18 protein-coding genes and 1 riboswitch are annotated in these 19,725 nt (G+C 42.6%); of the genes, 9 read left to right on the forward strand and 9 right to left on the reverse strand.

Annotation, left to right across the window (positions count from 1 at the left end; translation table 11 throughout):
* Nucleotides 1–21: 21 nt before the first annotated feature.
* The 6 genes from AC3WTL_RS05830 to AC3WTL_RS05855 form a co-directional block, all read right to left on the reverse strand.
* Nucleotides 22–1,359 carry a UbiD family decarboxylase gene (locus AC3WTL_RS05830; RefSeq protein ID WP_252221822.1) on the reverse strand — a complete coding sequence of 446 codons (1,338 nt, stop codon included), beginning with the start codon at nucleotides 1,357–1,359 and terminating at the stop codon, nucleotides 22–24.
* Nucleotides 1,356–2,021, reverse strand: coding sequence for a UbiX family flavin prenyltransferase (locus AC3WTL_RS05835; protein ID WP_492369208.1), 666 nt, complete (start codon nucleotides 2,019–2,021; stop codon nucleotides 1,356–1,358). Before AC3WTL_RS05835 ends, AC3WTL_RS05830 begins: the two co-directional genes overlap by 4 nt.
* Nucleotides 1,936–2,526, reverse strand: coding sequence for a cysteine hydrolase family protein (locus AC3WTL_RS05840; RefSeq protein ID WP_035332403.1), 591 nt, complete (start codon nucleotides 2,524–2,526; stop codon nucleotides 1,936–1,938). The genes AC3WTL_RS05835 and AC3WTL_RS05840 overlap by 86 nt, the downstream gene beginning before the upstream one ends.
* 26 nt (nucleotides 2,527–2,552) lie before the next feature.
* Nucleotides 2,553–4,013 (reverse strand): allantoinase AllB, encoded by a 1,461-nt coding sequence (allB, locus tag AC3WTL_RS05845; RefSeq protein ID WP_048010090.1) that lies wholly within the window; start codon nucleotides 4,011–4,013, stop codon nucleotides 2,553–2,555.
* Nucleotides 4,014–4,083: 70 nt separating this feature from the next.
* Nucleotides 4,084–5,412 carry a nucleobase:cation symporter-2 family protein gene (locus tag AC3WTL_RS05850; protein WP_082138990.1) on the reverse strand — a complete coding sequence of 443 codons (1,329 nt, stop codon included), beginning with the start codon at nucleotides 5,410–5,412 and terminating at the stop codon, nucleotides 4,084–4,086.
* 254 nt (nucleotides 5,413–5,666) lie between these two features.
* Nucleotides 5,667–6,017: a Na-translocating system protein MpsC family protein gene (locus tag AC3WTL_RS05855; protein WP_252221819.1), complete on the reverse strand. Its 351-nt coding sequence runs from the start codon at nucleotides 6,015–6,017 to the stop codon at nucleotides 5,667–5,669.
* 164 nt (nucleotides 6,018–6,181) lie between these two features.
* Nucleotides 6,182–6,279: riboswitch (purine riboswitch) on the forward strand.
* A gap of 182 nt (nucleotides 6,280–6,461) precedes the next feature.
* Here AC3WTL_RS05855 and AC3WTL_RS05860 point away from each other — a divergent pair.
* From AC3WTL_RS05860 to ade, 8 genes are all read left to right on the forward strand, one after another.
* Nucleotides 6,462–6,950 (forward strand): (2Fe-2S)-binding protein, encoded by a 489-nt coding sequence (locus AC3WTL_RS05860; protein ID WP_048010092.1) that lies wholly within the window; start codon nucleotides 6,462–6,464, stop codon nucleotides 6,948–6,950.
* A 3-nt stretch (nucleotides 6,951–6,953) separates the two neighbouring features.
* Nucleotides 6,954–7,550 carry a nucleotidyltransferase family protein gene (locus AC3WTL_RS05865; RefSeq protein WP_492369209.1) on the forward strand — a complete coding sequence of 199 codons (597 nt, stop codon included), beginning with the start codon at nucleotides 6,954–6,956 and terminating at the stop codon, nucleotides 7,548–7,550.
* Nucleotides 7,551–7,554: 4 nt separating this feature from the next.
* Entirely contained in the window at nucleotides 7,555–8,430 is an 876-nt protein-coding gene (locus tag AC3WTL_RS05870; protein ID WP_252221813.1) for an FAD binding domain-containing protein, read from the forward strand.
* Nucleotides 8,427–10,715, forward strand: coding sequence for a xanthine dehydrogenase family protein molybdopterin-binding subunit (locus AC3WTL_RS05875; protein WP_252221810.1), 2,289 nt, complete (start codon nucleotides 8,427–8,429; stop codon nucleotides 10,713–10,715). Before AC3WTL_RS05870 ends, AC3WTL_RS05875 begins: the two co-directional genes overlap by 4 nt.
* 8 nt (nucleotides 10,716–10,723) lie before the next feature.
* Nucleotides 10,724–11,557, forward strand: coding sequence for an XdhC family protein (locus AC3WTL_RS05880; RefSeq protein ID WP_252221807.1), 834 nt, complete (start codon nucleotides 10,724–10,726; stop codon nucleotides 11,555–11,557).
* Nucleotides 11,536–11,850 (forward strand): XdhC family protein, encoded by a 315-nt coding sequence (locus AC3WTL_RS05885; protein WP_163145019.1) that lies wholly within the window; start codon nucleotides 11,536–11,538, stop codon nucleotides 11,848–11,850. Before AC3WTL_RS05880 ends, AC3WTL_RS05885 begins: the two co-directional genes overlap by 22 nt.
* 90 nt (nucleotides 11,851–11,940) lie before the next feature.
* The gene (locus tag AC3WTL_RS05890) at nucleotides 11,941–13,308 is read left to right on the forward strand and encodes an NCS2 family permease (protein ID WP_048010098.1); all 1,368 of its coding nucleotides are present in this window, start codon (nucleotides 11,941–11,943) and stop codon (nucleotides 13,306–13,308) included.
* A gap of 38 nt (nucleotides 13,309–13,346) precedes the next feature.
* On the forward strand, nucleotides 13,347–15,089 hold the full coding sequence (ade, locus tag AC3WTL_RS05895; protein WP_248347154.1) for an adenine deaminase: 1,743 nt from the start codon (nucleotides 13,347–13,349) through the stop codon (nucleotides 15,087–15,089).
* Between the two features lie 26 nt (nucleotides 15,090–15,115).
* Here ade and AC3WTL_RS05900 read toward each other — a convergent pair whose 3' ends face one another.
* The 3 genes from AC3WTL_RS05900 to AC3WTL_RS05910 all read right to left on the reverse strand — a co-directional run bounded on the left by AC3WTL_RS05900 (nucleotide 15,116) and on the right by AC3WTL_RS05910 (nucleotide 18,862).
* Nucleotides 15,116–16,837, reverse strand: a complete 1,722-nt coding sequence (locus AC3WTL_RS05900) for a glycosyl hydrolase family 18 protein (RefSeq protein ID WP_252221804.1) — start codon at nucleotides 16,835–16,837, stop codon at nucleotides 15,116–15,118.
* Nucleotides 16,838–16,965: 128 nt separating this feature from the next.
* Nucleotides 16,966–18,408, reverse strand: coding sequence for a phospholipase D family protein (locus AC3WTL_RS05905; RefSeq protein WP_226619255.1), 1,443 nt, complete (start codon nucleotides 18,406–18,408; stop codon nucleotides 16,966–16,968).
* 130 nt (nucleotides 18,409–18,538) lie between these two features.
* Nucleotides 18,539–18,862, reverse strand: coding sequence for a DUF3243 domain-containing protein (locus tag AC3WTL_RS05910; protein WP_252221801.1), 324 nt, complete (start codon nucleotides 18,860–18,862; stop codon nucleotides 18,539–18,541).
* A 195-nt stretch (nucleotides 18,863–19,057) separates the two neighbouring features.
* On the opposite strand from AC3WTL_RS05910, the gene plsY reads away from it, so the two are divergent.
* The gene (gene plsY, locus AC3WTL_RS05915; RefSeq protein ID WP_252221798.1) at nucleotides 19,058–19,642 is read left to right on the forward strand and encodes a glycerol-3-phosphate 1-O-acyltransferase PlsY; all 585 of its coding nucleotides are present in this window, start codon (nucleotides 19,058–19,060) and stop codon (nucleotides 19,640–19,642) included.
* The last annotated feature ends 83 nt before the right edge of the window (nucleotides 19,643–19,725 follow it).

Here is a 19,725-nt window from a genome sequence, read left to right on the forward strand (position 1 = left end):
GACCTCCTCTACTGCAAAATCTTAAAGATAGTCTTCAAGATTCACTTCAATGGGGATTGAAGTTCTTTTAAATAACTCTTCTTTTCCAAGCGGATAGGTGGCATCGATGCCCATCTTATCACTGACTCCTTTTAAATGATGGGAAGACTCGAGCGGTGATCCCTTCGCACCCTGTACGATAAAAATATCATCCCCCGCCTGCACTCTTGTCGCAATAGCCCACTCAACATCATCCGAATCAAAGATATCGACGTCATCATTCACAACAACCACATGCTTTAAATCCTTATCGCTTGCAAAAGCTGCAAGTGCCGCCTGTTTGCCGTCACCATCATGCTTCTTTTCAATTTGTATGACTGCATGATAGCGGGCGACACCGCCCATCGGGATATGTACCGCTTTGATATTTGGAACAACTTGCCTGACGGTGCTTAAAAGTGTAGCTTCCCTGACAAGCGCCATTGGCAGCCTTTCTTCATAACTTGATGGAAAAATAGTCTGTGAGATAGCGTTATTCCGGTAAGTAACGGCTGAAAATTCTACTATCGGCTGTGGCGTTCTGGTGCCATAATAACCGGCCAGTTCACCAAACGGACCTTCAAGTTCTCTTTCAAATGGAAGCATCTTGCCTTCCAGAACAATTTCCGCATCAGCCAGTACTTCCAAATCGACCGTTTTGCACTGAACCACATCCAGAGACTGGCCAAGCAGTGCACCTGCTACATCCAATTTGTCGGTATGGTACAAATGCGTACTGATCTGAGAACTTAGGACAACAGCTGGAACAACACCAAACATAACAGCCACCTCCATCGGTTCGCCGATGCTTTCATAATGGGCATATTGCTCCATCAGTTCCGGTGAGGTTATAAGAATGTTCGTTCGATTACCGCCAAGGTATTGCATCCTGCGAATCGAGGTATATCTCTTTTTGCCGGATAAGTCTTTAACTACCAGAATTCCTGCTACATAATATGCACCTGAGTCTTCTGCATGATAGGTTGGGATAGGAAACAAATCTGCCAGGTCGAATTCCCCGGTTACAAGATTCTCCTGGACAGGACCAGTTTGCCTTAAAGTTGTCGGAATAGGATTAACAATTGATTCAATGATTTTAGAAATAAGTTCAGATGGGGTGATTCCCATGCTGTCCGCCAAAAGCTCTCTGTCTCCTCCCAAACCGGCAGCCATGGAAGATTGATAGCCTTTGATTTTCTGAAATAAAAAAGGCTGTCTGCCATTTTTCGTATTTATCACTGCTCCCAGTTCATAGAGAGGGTCCACCTCTTTTTTCACCCGATGAAGAAGTCCCATGCTATCCCATCTGTCCAGCAAAGCCCTCATTGTTACAGGGTTCATGCCTTTTCCCCCCATCTCTCCAAGAGCTCATGGTCAATATCCAGCATGTCCAATATCCTCGCCACCATAAAGTTGGCCAGCTCCCAGATTTCCGTCGGCTTATGATAAAAGCCTGGAGATGCTGGCATTATGCAAGCCCCGCTCTCAGCAAGGAGAGTCATATTGCGCAGGTGAATCAAATTAAAAGGAGCTTCTCTCGGAACAATAATAAACTTTCTATTCTCCTTTAAAACCACACTGGCAGCCCTGCTTAGAAGCGTATCGCCGACTCCATTTGCAATCGCACCCAATGTATTCATAGAACATGGCACAATCACCATTCCGTCTGTTTTAAAGGATCCGCTGGCAACCGCAGCGAAAAGATTCCGGTTGCTGTGGATAGCGGCATACTCCTTCAGCTCGTCCATCTTGATCCCGCATTCAAATTGCATTACTTTTTCTCCCATCTCCGTAGCAATTAAATGCGTTTCGATCTCTAATTGATGAAGAGCGCGGATCAGTGTATATGCATACAATGATCCGCTTGCTCCGGTTATGCCCACTAAAATTCGTTTTTTCCTTGGAACTTGAGAAGAGTTATACAACGGATTCGTCTTGGGAGAATTTCTTTTTAGCCAGTTCTTTGTATTCTTCTGTTGATAATATATCTCCGAAAATGTCAATGTCCCTTAGACCTGATACGTGCATATCATCATCCTGCGAAGCGGTGGCATCTGATACGCAAATCACATTATAGCCATGATACAAGGCATCAGAGGCGGTACTGCGTACACATACATTGGTCCAGACTCCAGTAAGGACGACCGTATCAATTTCTTCTTCTCTCAGGAAGAGATCAAAATCAGTATAACTGAATGCACTATGCCGCCTCTTTTGGACCACATAATCTCCTTTGCTCTCATCGGGCTGAAGCTCTGGAATGAACTCCGAACCCCAGGTTCCTTTTACTGCATGGACAGGTCTTACACGGAAATCACGGTCATTCTTTCTGTGAGCTTCCTGAACATGCACAACTTGAATATTGTGATTATGTGCGAATTCAATAAGTTCTTGAATTTTAGGAACAATTTTTTCGCCATTTTCACACCTTAATGCTGCTTTTTCGCCGATAAAGTCGTTTAACATATCAATAATGACTACACAGTGCTTTTTTCCCCTAAGTTCCAATCCCTTCAGCCTCCCTCGATATATATTTATTGCTGTGCTACAGGATCTTTTGTTTTCACATTTACCGCCTCGTATTTTTCATACTTCAATGTTCTTTCAAGTCTCTGGATGCTTTGGCGAGGAACATATTCTCCATATCCCGCTTCTCCGACTATCCCCTTATCTTCTTCGAAGACCACGCTTCCGCGGATAATGGTTTGTACTGGCTTTCCTTTTAGTTTCATGCCATGCAGCGGGTTGTATTTAGCCATTGATTCTGTTTTCTGTTCATCAATTACATACTCTTTTTCAAGGTCGATAACCGTGAAATCAGCATCGCTGCCAATTTCCATTGAGCCTTTCTTAGGGTAAATTCCATAATGAATGGCGGCATTGCGGCTCGTTACTTCTACAAATCTCGATAAGGATATGCGTCCTTTATTTAAGCCTTCACTGACAAGGATCGGCACCATCGTTTCTACACCCGGAATGCCAGGGAAGGTGTTCCAAATCGTTGCACCTGGATAATCCTTTTCGGTGGCAATTTCATATGGGGCATGGTCGGTTCCGACGAAGTCGATTGTTCCATCAGCCAGTGCCTGCCAGTGGGATTCGTTATCCTCTTTTCCTCGCAGCGGAGGAGCAATTTTGGCATAGGAGCCCCGCTCTGACATGGAATCCTGAGCATTTAAAACAAGGTAGTGAGGGCAGGTTTCAGCAGTAACCTTGACACCACGCTTCTTTGCAGCTTTAACCAGCTCGACGCCTTCCTTTGTGCTCATATGTACGACATGTACACGTGCGTCTGTAGCTTCCGCGAAGCTGAGAATCAGTTCAATGGCCACTTTCTCAGCGAGGCTTGAACGAGCTTCAGCCCATGCCGGTCCGTCAAGGCGGCCTTCTTTTTCAAGTTTTTTCGAATTGAATGTGCAGATATCATAGTTTTCAGCATGAACACCAATAGGAAGACCGGTTTTTGCAACGTTTTTAAAAATCTCCAGCATTTCTGCGTCAGATACTTTAGGGAAGGTAGGCACAGAAGGAGTCATGTAAACTTTAAATGCAACAACTCCCTGGTCTATCTGAGGATAAATATTATCAATCCAGCCTTCACGTGCATCTTCACCAGTCATGCCGCCCCAGAAGCAGTAATCAATATAAGCCTGATCCCTGATTGGACCGATTTTTTTATTGAAGCTATCCCCATCCCTAACAGATGGCTTGCTGCAGCATGGCATATCGATAATGGTTGTCAAGCCTCCAGCTGCTGCAGAACGGCTGCCGGTTGCAAATGTTTCTCTGTGAGTAAACCCGGGATCCATAAAGTGGGTATGTGGATCAATACAGCCTGGAACAACTAATTTCCCTTGAATATCAATAACCTTGGCTGCATTCAGAAAAGAAATGTCATTCGTGTAGCCGACAATCTTTCCCTCGTTTACTAGAATATTCGTTAAAACCTGACGATCTCCCTGCGGAATATTTGCATTTTTCAGAATTAAATCCATTTACATTGCTCCTATCTATTAATTTGATTTCTGCCTCAAAAAAAGAGGCAGATGGTTACAGCAGCTGCTATTAAATCATTTCAGCTGAGTGATCTCCTTTCAGCTGTTCGATTCTTTCACTTTCACTTATATTTAAATCTTTATAATTAAATACCAAATTTAATAAAATTGCTGTGATGCTTCCCAGTACGATTCCATTTTCAACCAGCAGGCGTGCACTTGTCGGCAGACTCTCAAAAATCTGCGGTACAACTGCCGAACCAAGTCCGATTCCTATTGAACAGGCTACAATCAGCAAGTTTTCATTTTTGCTGAAATCCACTGCAGAAAGCATTCTGATTCCTGATGAGATAACCATCCCAAACATCGGAATCATGGCTCCTCCTAGGACAGCCATAGGAATAATCGTAGTCAGAGCAGCCACTTTAGGCAAAAGACCTAAAGTCATCAATATGACACCAGCTGCGATAACAACATTCCGTGTTTTTACTTTAGTCAAAGCTACAAGCCCTACATTCTGGGAAAAGGAGGTATAAGGAAACGCGTTAAAAATGCCCCCTATAACAACAGCCAGTCCTTCTGCACGCAGCCCTTTCTTAATGTCTTTAGAGTCCAGTTTTCTTTCACAGACATCTCCGAGAGCAAGAAATACTCCAGTAGATTCAATCATGCTCACAATTGCTACTAAAGTCATCGTAAGGATGGCTGAGGCATTGAATGTCGGGAATCCGAAATAAAACGGCTGAACGACATGAAACCAGGAAGCCTGGCTGACTTCGGCAAAACTGACAAGCCCCATAAAGTAAGCTGCTATTGTCCCTGCCACCAATGACAGCAGGACAGAGATCGCTTTCATATAGCCTTTAAAAAACCTGTTCATTAAAATAATCAGCACCAGTGTAAATGCAGCCAGGAATAGATTTTTCGAGCTTCCATAATCAGGTGATCCCAGCCCGCCTGCAGCATTATTCATGGCAACAGGAATCAGTGATACCCCGATAATAGCGACGACTGAACCGGTAACGACCGGCGGGAAAAACCTCATAATTTTACTCATAAATTGTGATAGAATCATGACGATAATACCTGAAGCAATAATAGCCCCGTAAATGGCAGTAATGCCCTGCAAATTCCCGATGGCAATCATCGGGCCGACTGCTGTAAAAGTACATCCCAGAATGACAGGCAGCCTAATGCCAAAATGCTTCCCCCCTATAACTTGAAGCAATGTAGCAATCCCGCAGGTAAACAAATCAATCGATATTAAGTAAGCAAGCTGCTGGGCATTAAGCCCAATTGCCGGTCCCACAATCAGCGGTACAATGACAGCACCTGCATACATGGCTAGCACATGCTGAAATCCCAAAGTCCCTACCTTCCAAGGATTTAGCTTTTCCAAAGATTTTCCCCCCAGGTTTAATTCTTTGTTATGCCATAGCCTACTCCAGCTTTTAAAAAACGGCATCACCTCCCAAAAGAAATATTTGTATAAAAAAAACCGCAGCAATAGATAACATCAAAGTAAACCATAGATGTTCTATTACTGCGGTTTCATTCAGCTTCCGTTAAACAAAAGACAAAGGAACCGCTCCTATATTCAGGTTTAAGAAAAACTGCGGCATGCACAGCTCTCCCTAACATAATGTAAAACTGCTATTCTTCAAAATAAATAATGGTGCATGCTTCTTCAGTAACAGGATCATAATCTTTTAAAATCGTCTTGACTTTCAAATGAAGAGCATCTTCAATCATCCCTTTAAAAAGCGATTTGAATTCAACAATCAATGCTGAATCAACCGAAATGGTCAGGTGATGGAAGTTCTGGCTCAGCATATGCAGTGCCTGAACACGCTTATGCTGGGCAAAGATGATGACTCTATCATCAAAAGTTTCAATACGCTGTTTTTTTACGCCTGTTCCATAGATCTCCTGGTTCACACGATTATAGAGATAAGCGAGATCTTTTTTTATGGTCTGAGAGAATTTTGAGGTAGAAACAGTCATGTAATCCTCCTGTTAATCAATATATTAAACAAGGCTATTTTATAAGTCAATATCTTTTTTCAGAAAATTCGTACTTGACAAAATATTAACTTAACTATTACACTACAATTCAACTCCCCCTCTATTTCTATAATTGTTCCAATAAAACCTCCCTTCAGCACCATGAAAAATTAAATAGAATTTTTCGTATAACCTCAATAATCGGTTTGAGGGTTTCTACTGGGAACCGGAATTCCTATCTACGAAAGGTATATTTCCTGTGGGCTTCAAACAGGGAACCTTTTGTGCAGGAATTTTTTTGTGCTTATTAGTCTATTTAGAAGAAGAAGCATAATATCATAATTTAAATACCTCTGCATGCTCGCCAGGCTAATATCCCTACAAACTGCTCACACTATTTTTTCATTGCCATTATAGTTTCATAATCTATGAGGAGGCGAAGATTTGAAAAGTATTCAATTTATTGTTAATGGAAAGGAATGTACGGTCCTTTGCCCGCCTGCGAAAACGCTCCTTGATGTTTTGAGGGAGGATCTGGGTCTGACTGCCAGCAAGGAATGCTGCGGAAAGGGAGAATGCGGATCATGCTCTGTTTTAATCGATAATGAGGTTGTATGCTCCTGTCTTGTCCTCGCTGGCCAGGCTGAAAACCAGGTGATCACCACTTGTGAAGGAGTCGGATTATCACCAAATCTGGATGTGATTCAGGAATCATTTATAGCTGAAGGAGCAACACAATGCGGCTATTGTACTCCGGGAATCATCGTATCAGCAAAAGCTTTCTTGGATGGAATTGATCATGTTCCATCCGTCGGGGATATTAAAACTGCATTAGGAGGCAACCTATGCCGCTGTACAGGCTATACCAAAATCATTAAGGCCGTTCAGACAGCTGCCAGCCAAAAGATATCTGAGCCGGAAACAATGAGGTAGTCCATGACACATACAGCCATTTTGCTTGCAGCGGGCCATTCCAGCAGAATGGGTACTCTAAAAGGACTGCTGCCATGGAATGGAACGACATTATTCGAGCATCAGCTGAATACTCTCAAAAAATCGGTGTTCACAGATATTGTAGTTGTATTGGGATATGAGGCTGAAAAATTCCTTTCAATCGCAAAAAAGTATTCTGCTAAATTGATAATAAATGAACATTTTCAAGATGGTAAATGCTCGTCCATCATTGCAGGGGTGAAAGCTGCAGACACGTTATCAGAAACGATTCTGATTACATCCGTGGACCAGCCGCTTCATTCTGTCATCATTAATAAGCTCGCCGGGAATCTTAGAAGAAGCCGCTGCCTGATTGCAATCCCCAGCCACCAGGGCAAAAGAGGTCACCCAATCCTCTTTTCCTCTGGATTGAGGAACGAGCTTTTATCGTTAAAGGAAGAGAAAATGGGCTTGAGACATGTAATTCACCAGCATGAAAAATTCCTCCTTGAGGTGCCAGTGGAAGATGAGCAGATTCATCTCAACCTGAATCATCAGGAAGATTATAAAATTGAGCTTAAAAAATATACCAGGAGGTAAGCCGATGCTTGTTTCAGAGATTGACATGATTACCCCTTCCTCTCTATCCGAATGTCTGATGCAGCTATCCGAGGAAGGCAGGATTCATAGATTGATAGCAGGCGGTACAGATGCTGCAGTCCGGATGAAGGAAGGCAAATGGCGGCCGGAGATTTGGATCAATATAAAAAACTTAAATGAGCTGCGGTATATCAAAGAAGGTGAAGATTGTATTCAAATTGGCCCATTGACCACACATACGGATATTATTCATTCTCCGCTTCTGCAAAGAAAAGCGGATGTTCTCGTGGATGCAGCGAAGGAAATCGGTGCCACTCAGATGCAGAATATGGGAACAATCGGCGGCAATATTGGCACTGCCTCTCCTGCAGGCGATACCCTTCCGGCTTTGTATGTTCTTGGAGCAATGCTTGAACTCTCTTCTATGTCGAAAAAACGAATTCTTCCCATCGAGGAGTTTATCCTTGGTCCCGGCAGGACAGTTTTAAAAGAAAATGAAATGATCACAAAAATCCTCATTAAACCGCAAAAACCAAATGAAATAGGCATTTTCCAGAAGCTCGGCCCCCGCAAAGCACAATCTATTTCCATTGTGAATGTTGCTATTTCACTCACAATGGATCAGGATCTGAAATGCAGGGAAGGAAAAATCGCTTTCGGATCTGTGGCACCAACTATTATCCGGGCACGCAAGTGTGAATCTATGCTTCCCCTGGGAACGCTTAATGATGAATTAATCCGGAATATCGCCAAAATTGCCTGGAAAGAGGTCATGCCCATCACAGATGGAAGAGCAACTGCTACATATAGAAGGGATATGGCGAGCGCTTTATTAGAAAGAGGATTGTACCGTTTAATCAGGAGGTGGAATAACCAGTGAACACCAAATGGGTTGGAAAAAGGGTGAAAAGAATTGATGGCCCGGAAAAAGTAACCGGAGAATTAAAATATATGACCGATTACCATTTTGACAATATGGTTTGGGGCAAAGTGCTGCGGTCTGAGTATCCGCATGCAAAAATTAATTCCATTGATATTGAAGCAGCCAAAAATCTGCCTGGTGTTATATGTGTACTAACCCATAAAGATATTCCCGGCTTTAATGGATTTGGGATTGTCGTTCCCGACCAGCCTGTTCTGTGTTCTGATGTCGTCCGGTGCACAGGGGACGCTGTAGCCCTGGTAGCTGCAGAAACACTGGAAATCGCCGAGCAGGCACTGAGTTTAATTAAAGTGGACTATGAGCCCCTTGAAGTTGTTGCAGATGCTGAATATGCCCTGACAGATTCTGCTCCGAAGCTTCATCCGGATGGCAATCTGCACAGCCATGTCAAAATTAATAACGGAAACATTGAGAAGGCCTTCGAGGAAGCTGACATCATTGTAGAGAATACCTTCTACTCTCCCCGGCAAATGCATGCTTTTATCGAAACAGAAGGCGGCTGGGGGGTAATGGATGACGAAGGGTTCCTAACGATTCGCTGTCCTGGCCAATACGCATACCGCGATCGAATGCAGATTGCGAGGTCCCTGGCTTATAATCCTGAAAGAATAAGAGTCATTTCAAGCCCAATTGGCGGTGCCTTCGGCGGAAAGGATGAGATCACGGTTCAAATATACCTTGCCCTCCTTGCACTGCATACAAAGGGACGGCCTGTAAAAATCCATTTGAGCCGGGAAGAGTCTGTCATTGCGGGTATAAAAAGGCATCCTTTTAAAGTTCAGATGAAGACCGCTGCTAAAAAAGACGGGACACTTCTTGCCAATCAGGTTAAAGCCATTGGAGATACCGGTGCTTATGCATCACTTGGAGGGGCAGTCATTGCATTGGCGATCGAACATTCATGCGGCCCTTATAAAATTCCCAATGTGGATCTCGAAGGCTTCTGTGTGTATACCAATAATGGCATTGCCGGTGCTTTCAGAGGCTTTGGCGTCAATCAGGTATGCATGGGAATTGAAACACATATGGCCATGATTGCAGAAAAGCTGGGAATGGACCCTATCGAATTGCGCAAAAAAAATGTCTATCACCAGGGGGAGGTTTCAAGTGTCGGCCATATTGTCAAATCCAGTGTTGGCACCTATAAAACCCTGGAAACAGCAGAGAATTGTGAGCTGTGGAAGAACCGGGAAAAGTATAAATCCGAAGTAAGTGAGCCATGGAAAAAACGGGGAGTTTCCGTGGCAACATCCTTTCATGGCATCGGAATGGGCATTGGCCTTCCTGACTATGGTGCCGCCTCTATTGAACTTCTGCCGGATGGAACATTCCTTGTAGGTGTGGGATGCGAGGAGATTGGAGGAGGCAATAGCACCGCCTATGCCCAGATAGCCGCTGAAATGCTGAACTGTGATATCAGCAATATTAAAATCGTTCAAGGTGATACACAAAAAACACTTGATGGCGGTACTGTAACTGCATCCCGCTCCACCTATACCGGTGGAAGAGCTGTTACGGCAGCAGCACCCAGGATGACTGAGCTTCTTATTCAAACTGCTGCTGAAATGCTGAATTTAGATTCTTCTCAAATTGACTTAAAACCGAACCATATTTCAGCCCATGGAGAGATCATACCTTATAAGTCTATCTATAAATATCTGTATGATCATCATCAGGCAACTAGAGTAGAAGGTCACTTCTACCTGCCGAAAGAAAAAGAAGAAATCAAAGGTTCCGGCGGTGCTCCCCACCATTTATACGGATATTTGACACATGTAGTGATGGTGGAAGTTGATACTTTAACAGGTGAAACAGAAGTTCTGCGGGTTGTATCCATCCCGGATGCGGGCAAAGTCATTAATCCGCAGGGGCTGGAGGGCCAGACTGAAGGCGGAGCCGTAATGGGCATCGGCTATACCCTTTATGAAGATGTACTGATCGAAAATGGTTATCATAAAACGCGGAATTTCACTGATTATATCATCCCTACTATTCGAGAGACTCCTTTGATTGAGACCTTTCCGGTAGAAGAGCCCGAACAATCAGGGCCCTTTGGGGCGAAGGGAATCGGAGAAGTGGTGATGATTCCGATTATTGCTGCCATCATGTCAGCCATATATGATGCAACAGGAGCCAGAATCCGCCATCTGCCCGCTACTCCAGAAAGAGTGTTTAATGCATTAAAAGATCTCAAAAAACAAAAAATCCAATCCTCAAGGTGATCCTATTGATGAGCCGCAGTTTATTTGTCAGATTAGAAGAATCAATCAAAAACCGGAAAGATACATTTCTGCTGACTATAACAGATTATCCTGATGAAGAACTCATTGGAGCGAAAGCTTTATTATGGCCAGACGGAGATTTCTGCACTGAAGCCTCCCTTCTGCCCCTGGATGTGAGGGATTTATTATTGGTACATTGCAATAAACTGGTCACCAAAAAACGGTCCGGCACTGTGAGATTTATGTGGAAGGATCGTTTAGTTGAATGTTTTGCTGAGTACTTCCCTTCTCCTCTTCATATGATAGTAGCCGGTGCCGGCCATGTGTGTGAACCCGTGGCAGAAATGGGACGTATGCTCGGATTTTTCGTGACAGTTATAGATGATCGGAAAGAGTTTGCAAACAGAGAACGCTTCCCAAATGCAAATGAAGTGGTTTGCCAATCCTATCTGGATTTTTTCAGGCATGTCGACATTTCAGAAAAAACTTATATTCTCCTTCTTACCCGGGGACATAAGTATGACGTTCTCAGTTTGGATGAACTTTTAAAAAGGAAATGTCAGGCAGGATATATTGGCATGATCGGTAGCAGAAGACGTATTTCGGGTGTATTTGAAGAACTTCAGCGGGATTTTCCGGATGAAAGCTTTGAAAATTTATACACCCCTGTGGGTCTCGATATTGGTGCTGAAACTCCTGCAGAAATTGCAGTCAGTATCATGGCAGAAATTCTGAAAGTGAAAAATCAAAAATCAGGAGATTCCTTAAGTTCGCAAATTAAAAGATTTGCAAAAATGGGTTTCCATGAGGGGGCTGGCAAATGGACCAAATGCAGCTTATAAAGCGCACCCTCGATATCAGGAAAGGAGGTGAGAAAGCAGCACTCGCTACAATTATCCGCACGAAGGGCTCTACCCCAAGAAAAACTGGAAGCCGAATGATTGTGTTCCCCTGCGGAAGAATCGAAGGAACAATTGGCGGAGGCTGCGGTGAAGCAGAAGTAATTGAGAAGGCTTTTCAGGTCATACAAACAAATACCCCAACTCAAAAACGCGTTGATTTAACAAAAGGGCTGTTTTATGAAGATGGCGGAATATGCGGTGGAATTATGGATGTTTTTATTGAACCCATCTAACCTCAAGAAAATAGATCTCCCGCCTATTCCATGGTCTAGTCAGTTCGTGTCTCAGGATGAACATTAACCATGAATAAGGAGTGACCTTTCATGTCGATGATTGAAAAGGATCTTGGGTCGGGCCTTCCGCCTGCCTCTAATGCGAACCTCTTAGAACGGCTCTTTAAGCTTTCCGCACGGAACACAAATGTTAAGACAGAAATACTGGCAGGCATTACTTCATTTATGACAATGAGTTATATCATCTTTGTCAACCCGATTATCTTAGCTGATGCAGGAATACCAAAAGAAGCCGCATTGGCTGCAACTATTTACGCAAGTGTCTTCTGTACTCTTCTAATGGCACTGTGGGCAAATTTCCCTGTAGCAGTTGCCCCGGGTATGGGGCTGAATGCCTTTTTTGCCTATACAGTTGTACTTGGTCAGGGTCTTTCCTGGCAAACAGCGCTTGGTGCTGTATTTATATCGGGGATTGTGTTTTTAATTTTAACTGTTACCGGAGTCCGGCAGAAGATTGTAGATGGTGTCCCGGATGTCTTAAAGTCAGCCATAGGTGTTGGAATTGGTTTGTTTATTGCTTTTATCGGGTTGAAAAATGCAGAACTTGTGGTCGCTAATGAAGCTACATTTGTCGGCCTGGGAAGCATCACAAGCAAGGGACCGCTTCTTGCCTTATTCGGATTAATTATTGCCGCCCTCCTGATGGCAAAGAAAGTAAAAGGCGCCCTGCTTATTAGTATCTTGGGTACAAGTGCAGCAGCCATGATTGTTGGCTTTATTGCCTATCCAAAAGCCGTAGGTGACATCGTTTCCCTCAATCTCCCTAGCATGTCTGAGACGTTTTTAGCTATGGATATTATGGGAGCAGTAAAATATGGCATCATCTCAGTCATTTTTTCCTTTACGATCGTAGAATTATTTGACAATTTAGCTACCCTCATCGGATTATCAAGAAAAGCCGGCCTCACAGATGAAAATGGAAAAATTGAAAACCTGGATCGTGCCCTTCAGGCAGATGCAGTTGGAACGATGGCAAGTGCAGCCTTCGGAAGCACTGCTTTAAACGCTTATGTGGAAAACGCCACAGGGATCTCGGAAGGCGGACGCACTGGCTTAACTTCTTTAACTGTAGCTGTACTATTTTTCCTTTCGCTCATTTTTGCTCCGCTCATCTATTTCATACCGTCTGTCGCCACTGCGCCTATTCTTATTCTTGTTGGCGCCTTAATGCTTAGTGAAATAAAACATATCAGCTTTGATGACTTTACGGATGTTATTCCTGTATTTTTAACGATTGTTCTCATGCCTTTAACTTTCAGTATCGCACAGGGACTGGCATTCGGCTTTATCTCTTACACACTGCTCAAGCTTCTTACAGGCAAGCATAAGCAAATCCATTGGATCATGTATTTTGTCAGTGCTGCCTTTATTATTAATTTCATTATGGGCGGACATTAATCTGACGATGGCCATTTTTTAAAAAGCGAGGAGTACAAATGAAGCTTACCATTGAAACGTTACGAAAAAGAATTGATGTGGCAGCCAAAAGAACTCCTGCCGATCTGGTTATTAAAAACGGAAAAGTTATAAACGTATTTACACGTGAAATCATTGAGGAAGACATAGCAATTTCCGATGGATTTATAGCTGGCTTAGGAAGCTATGAAGGCAAGGAAATTATTGATGCTGGGGGCAGCTATATCGCCCCCGGCTTTATTGATGGGCATGTCCATATTGAGTCGGCGATGGTGACTCCTGCCGAGTTTAGTAATGTTGTCCTCCCACATGGAGTAACGACTGTGATTGCAGACCCTCATGAAATAGCCAATGTCAGCGGAACTGACGGCATTGATTTCATGCTGGAATCTTCGGAAGATATCCCGCTTGATGTATTTTTTATGCTTCCATCCTGCGTGCCTGCAACTCCATTTGAAAATGCCGGCGCGTCCCTCAGTGACACGGATCTAGAAAAGTATTACAGTCACCCAAGAGTGCTGGGGCTCGGTGAAGTTATGGATTATCCCGCTGTTATGAACAACGTTGATGATATGCTGAAAAAACTGGAAGCAGCCTATAGCAAAGGGAAATGCATTGATGGGCATGCAGCAGGACTTAATGCGGATGAAATCAATATTTACATGGCTGCCGGCATAAGAACAGACCATGAATGCATCATTCCTGAAGAAGCACTGGACCGAATTCGCAAAGGGATGTATGTTATGCTGCGGGAAGGGTCTGCAGCAAGAGACTTATTGTCACTTCTCAAATCTGTCAGCGAACAAAACGCACGGCGCTGTTTATTTGTTACAGATGACAAGCACCTGGATGACCTGATCAATGAAGGCAGCATCGACCATAATGTCAGAATGGCCATTAAGGAAGGGATGGATCCTATCCTTGCGGTACAAATCGCTACTCTGAATGCAGCAGAATGCTTCGGACTGAAAGATAAAGGGGCTATTGCTCCCGGCTATGAAGCCGACTTGATTTTTCTTAATGATCTCAGGAATGTCAAGGTTGATAAAGTATTAAAGAGCGGAATACTTGCTGCAGAAAACGGGTCCATGAAGAATTCTGTTCCAAACAGAATTGCACCTGCAGAACGCATCTTGAACAGTGTCAAAATCAGCAGCCTGAACTATGAAGATTTAAGTATTAGCATTGGCAAGGGTGACTGCAATATCATTGGCATTATACCGAACAGCATTGTGACCAGACATCTGGTGGAAAAGACAGAATCAATTGATGGATATTTCCAGCCAAATCCTCAAAGTGATCTTTTAAAGCTGGCTGTTGTGGAGCGCCACAATTGCTCAGGCAGCATTGGACTTGGCATTGTTAAGGGATTAGGGATTACAAGAGGCGGGATTGCTTCAACAGTTGCCCACGATTCCCATAACATTGTCGCAGCAGGCACTTCTGATGAAGATTTGCTGGCTGCCATTAAGCATACCGAAGCAATGAGTGGAGGCCTTGCTGTTGTCCAGGATGGGAAAATTCTTGCCGAACTGCCCCTGCCTATTGCAGGACTCATGACTGATCGGGATTCTTCATTTATCCATGCACGTTTATCCCAATTGAATCATGCACTTATGACAATCGGATGCAGTATGGAATTCAACCCGTTTTTGACGCTCTCATTTTTAGCGCTTCCAGTTATTCCTGAACTCAAATTAACTGATAAAGGTCTATTCTCCGTAAAATCCTTTAGCCACATTAAAGCCGAGGCAGAAAAATAAGGCCGGGATGTTCTCCGGCCTTTCTTTCATTTTTTAGCTGCTCCCTTATTTGTTAAAGTTAAGGCAGACCAGGCTGTTTCATCAGCAAAGTACCTGCTCCAGCTTGCCACACCGGCCAAATGATATTTCTTTGCTAATTCAGCCCGTTTTGTCAGTGAGATTTCATCTTCAAGCCACACTTTGTATGTGATTTTATCTTTTTCTGAATAATGCTCCGCATAATTTTGCCCGCTTACCGGATCGTATACCGGAGTAATTTTATTTTGGCTGAGCCATTCTTTCACTTTTCCCATAGAAAGGGCTTTGGAAGAAACATCCCCATTTGATTTTTGTTCCCATAATCTTGTATATAAAGGCACACCCAATATTAATTTCTCATTGGGCACAACCTCAAGCAAAAGTTTCAGGTTTTTCTCCACCCACGGGAGGCTTGCAACACTTCCTGCAACCTGTGAGCTGCCCCAATGCTCATCATAAGCCATGACTACCATATAATCTGCTATCCGGGCAAGCTTATCCCTTTCATAAAAAGCCGACCAATTGCCGCTTGATGAAATGAAGGTGATATCCATCGATACTACTAAACCTGCGTCATGAAAATATGGAGTGGCTTCCCTCACAAACTGCGTTATGAAAGGCCCGTCTTCAGGATTAACATTTTCAATGTCAAGATTAATCCCGTTTAATTCATATAATTGACTGAAATGCAGAAGCTGGCGAATCATATTCTGCCTTGTTTCAAAAGAACCAAAAGCTTCATGTGTTAATTCAGGGTCAAATGCATTTGAAAACAAGCCCCAAATTTGGTATCCCTGTTTTTTGGCCCATTTTGCATAATCCTTCGAACCCAGGTTTTTGATAGCCCCTTTTCCGTCCGCTAGCTCAAACCATGTTGGTGAAATGACATTCACGTCAGCCATCTTCGGGATGCTCGAAGTATTCGGGTTTTTTGTATATACAGCTTCCCAGGTCAGCTGAATTGGACCTTCCATTTTCGGCACTGTGTTTTTTGCTTCTTCAAGAGAAATAGCTATCTCCTTTCTCTCCCCCTTTTTTATGTATTTCTTTTTCAAATAGCCGGCTCTGCCGTCTTCTTTTCTTATAAAATAGTAGTCTTCTTTTTCCTGTTCTATAAATACATTCTCTTTCGGAGATACGGTGGCCGTATATGGAGAATCCAGGCTTGCTTTTGTCCGCAGCCGGAGCAATTCTTCATGAATATCTTTTTCCTGCACTTTACCGGCAGCAAAGGTCTCTCCATTCTTTTTAACCCAAACTGCACCTGTATCAGAGAGTATTGAATAAGTTATTGGATAGAAAGCCAATAAGGGCTCAATCGCTAAATACCTGTTTCCTTCTATCTGTTTAACAACAGAAAAGTCCAATTTCACAGGTTTCTCATTCACATAATAGCTCGAAGATTCAGCCGGCAGCTGCACTACTTTATTTGCAGTGGCAATAATGATAGATTGTGAATGTTCATCAAAAATAATAGCTTCGTCAACAAATTCCTGCAGAAAAGTTAACGGCAGGTAGATCGTTTTGCCTTCTATATAAGCATTTCCCGCTTGTTTGCCCATAAACAAAATCGGATGATCTCCTTTAAAGTAAGATACCTTCTCTTTTGAAGCAAAAGGATATAATAATAGGATGACACTCGAAATTATCAGTGTAAAAGCAAACAAAAGCCCCGCAATAATAAGTTTTTTAGCGGAAGGCTTTTGTGGTCTTGTTTCAATTTCATACATTCCTTTTCCTCCCCTGCATTCATCGTAACGAAATTATCAAAAAATGGGAAGGAAATTTAGAATGTTTTCCAATTATTTCACCCCTCCTATATTAACGGAATTTATATAAGAAAGGTTTCATGTTTTTGTCAGTATGTTGTAAAGTGAGTAAGCTTCTGCAGTCTGTAAGTAATATATTTAACCCCAGGCATCTTCTCATTGGATGAATAGTTCTTTGTATAAATGGCACCGTTATTATTCCAAAGCTTATTAAAATACCTGTCAACATCCCTTATAACCTGGGATTGGGCTGGGGCACTGATTTTTAAATTTGTCTCCAGGTTTAAATCATCCAAATTTCTTTTTGTAAAATTAGCTGAACCAGCTATGATCAAACTTTTTTCTTTGCCGGTTACATACATGATTTTCGGATGGTATTGTTCAAATCCAGTATTGTACCATCTGATTTTTATGTTTTCATGGCCTAGTTTGTCCAATTCAGCTGCAACAGGTATATTAGGCAGCCCAATTTTTTCAGATCCGAAAGCGTTCTGGTTGGGATCCAGGATCATTTTTACTATAACTCCCCGGTCGGCTGCTTCTTTAAGTGCATCAACTACTTTTCGGTCAGCAAGATAAAACATGCCAAGCCAGATGGTTTCCCCTTTCTTAACTTTATTAATTTCCTGAAGAATGTGTTTATAAATCTTTCCTTCAGTCAGTACCTGGACCTTAAGCGGGCCGGTTTTGTTGCTCTTTTCAGGCTTGAAATCTGCCAGTTTACCGGATGCTGAATAATCGGCCACCGCCTGCTCGGTTTTTACGAGATCACCTAAGATTGGCCCTTTTACTTCAAATGCTATATTTGAGTGAAATCCGCTGGCATTGTGGGGATTTCCAGATGTTACAATCCCTGATTTTTCTGTCACAAAGACTTTACGGTGATTTGCTTTTATGTTCATAAGATCAAGATAAGACCGGAATGTCACTTTAGGTGCATTTTCTGCGAGCGGATTGGGCAGCCAGCCTTCTCCACCCTGGCCAAACCATTGTATAAACACACGCCAAAATGCCGAATAAATGGGATTTGAATCCCTTAAAGGAACTAATGAAGTATAAACAACATTTATGCCATTCTCTTTGAGTTTCCGGAATTCCGGAACTTCATGCGATCCATAGGTGCTGTTAATCCGATCTGTGATCACAGTAATATCCATATTCGGGCGGCTAAGCTTTTTATCGATCAGCTTATCAGTTATTTTACCGCTAATATTAGGATAATCTTTATCACCGTCGTTAAAGCTATTGAATAAAAACATATCCATCACTATAAAATCCTCTGCCTCGTCAACTGCTTCTATAATACGCTGAAAGATCTGCTGTTCACTTTCTCTTTTGCCATTTTCTTTTTCATATGTTAAATCGTATAAGAATTGAACATCTTCTGCAGAATATACTTCCCCCTCAAATGAAAGACCCTTTGGCAAAGATTTATTGGATTGATAGATAATGGTTGCTGCCAATACCAGCACAAGGCTCAAAATGGGTATCCATACCTTTTTTGTTTTTACTTTTCCCAGAACCTTTTTCACCAAGACTCCCCCTGCTCCTTAGACTGCGATAACTATATATAGACCATTTTTGACTATTGTAAACTCATCTATGCGCTTTCAGGCAAAATAAAAAACGAAGGCCGGTGCCTTCGCCATTAATATATATTTTTTAGCTAACAAGCTTTACAAGCATATGAGACAGCTTATGCTTTTCTTCTTCTGTTCCTACCTTCCACAATTCCTGAAGAAGCTTTTCTTCACGGTTTCTCGGTTCTTCTTTGGAAGCCAGATAATCGCCTACCTTTTGAGCAGTATTAGCAAGCTGCTCCTCATCCATGCCCATTTTCTGTCCCATGGAAACCTTTCCGCTTAAATAATCTTTAAATCCGTCAAAGCTTGAAAGAATTTCATCTTTCTTTTCGCTCCCCATATTATCTAGCTTTCCCTCTACATTTGCTGCTTGTCCATTTACGTTATTCATATTTTGTTCCATGCTGAATCTCTCCTTTAATTGGATTTGATTGCTGTGACAGTCTACTTATACCCGGTGTCAAACATATCAAACACAAGCCAGAGAGTTTGAAGCACCCCTCAGAAATAAATTGGACTACTTTTTAATTGCACATGGTATGCTGCTTTGCTCACATGGTACAATATACTAACATAGAAAGTATGAAGGAGAGTTCTTATGATTTATGGAATTATCATTATTTTAGCTTATTTACTTGGCTCCATTCCTTCTGGTTTAATTGTAGGAAAACTTTTTTATGGAATGGATATTCGAGAGCATGGCAGCGGAAATCTTGGCGGTACCAATACTTTTCGGACCCTTGGAGTTAAGGCCGGCATGATCGTGACCATAGCTGATATCTTAAAAGGCACCCTTGCTGCATCCCTGCCATTGTTCTTTGGATCAGATATGCATCACCTTCTTGCCGGGATTTTTGCAGTAATTGGACACATGTATCCTCTGTTTGCCGGCTTCCGCGGAGGAAAAGCAGTGGCAACTTCAGGCGGAGTGCTATTAGCCTACGTACCGTTCATGTTTCTTATCCTATTGGGTGTTTTCTTCTTAAGCCTTTACATAACCAAGTATGTGTCTTTATCCTCTATTCTGGCAGCAGCAGCATCTATCATTTACGCACTTGTACTAGGTGACATACCCTTGATAATAGTCGTTTCTATCCTGGGATTCTTTGTTATTTACAGGCATAGGGCAAACATTAAACGAATCAGGGACAAAACCGAGCCCAAAATAAAATGGCTTGGCTGAAAACCAGCCGTAAATGCAAAACAGCAGACCTTTTATCTGCTGTTTTTTATTTTGATTAAAAAATATTTTTTAATTAATAACAT

This window comes from Cytobacillus sp. EB106-05-05-XG126, from assembly GCF_058791715.1.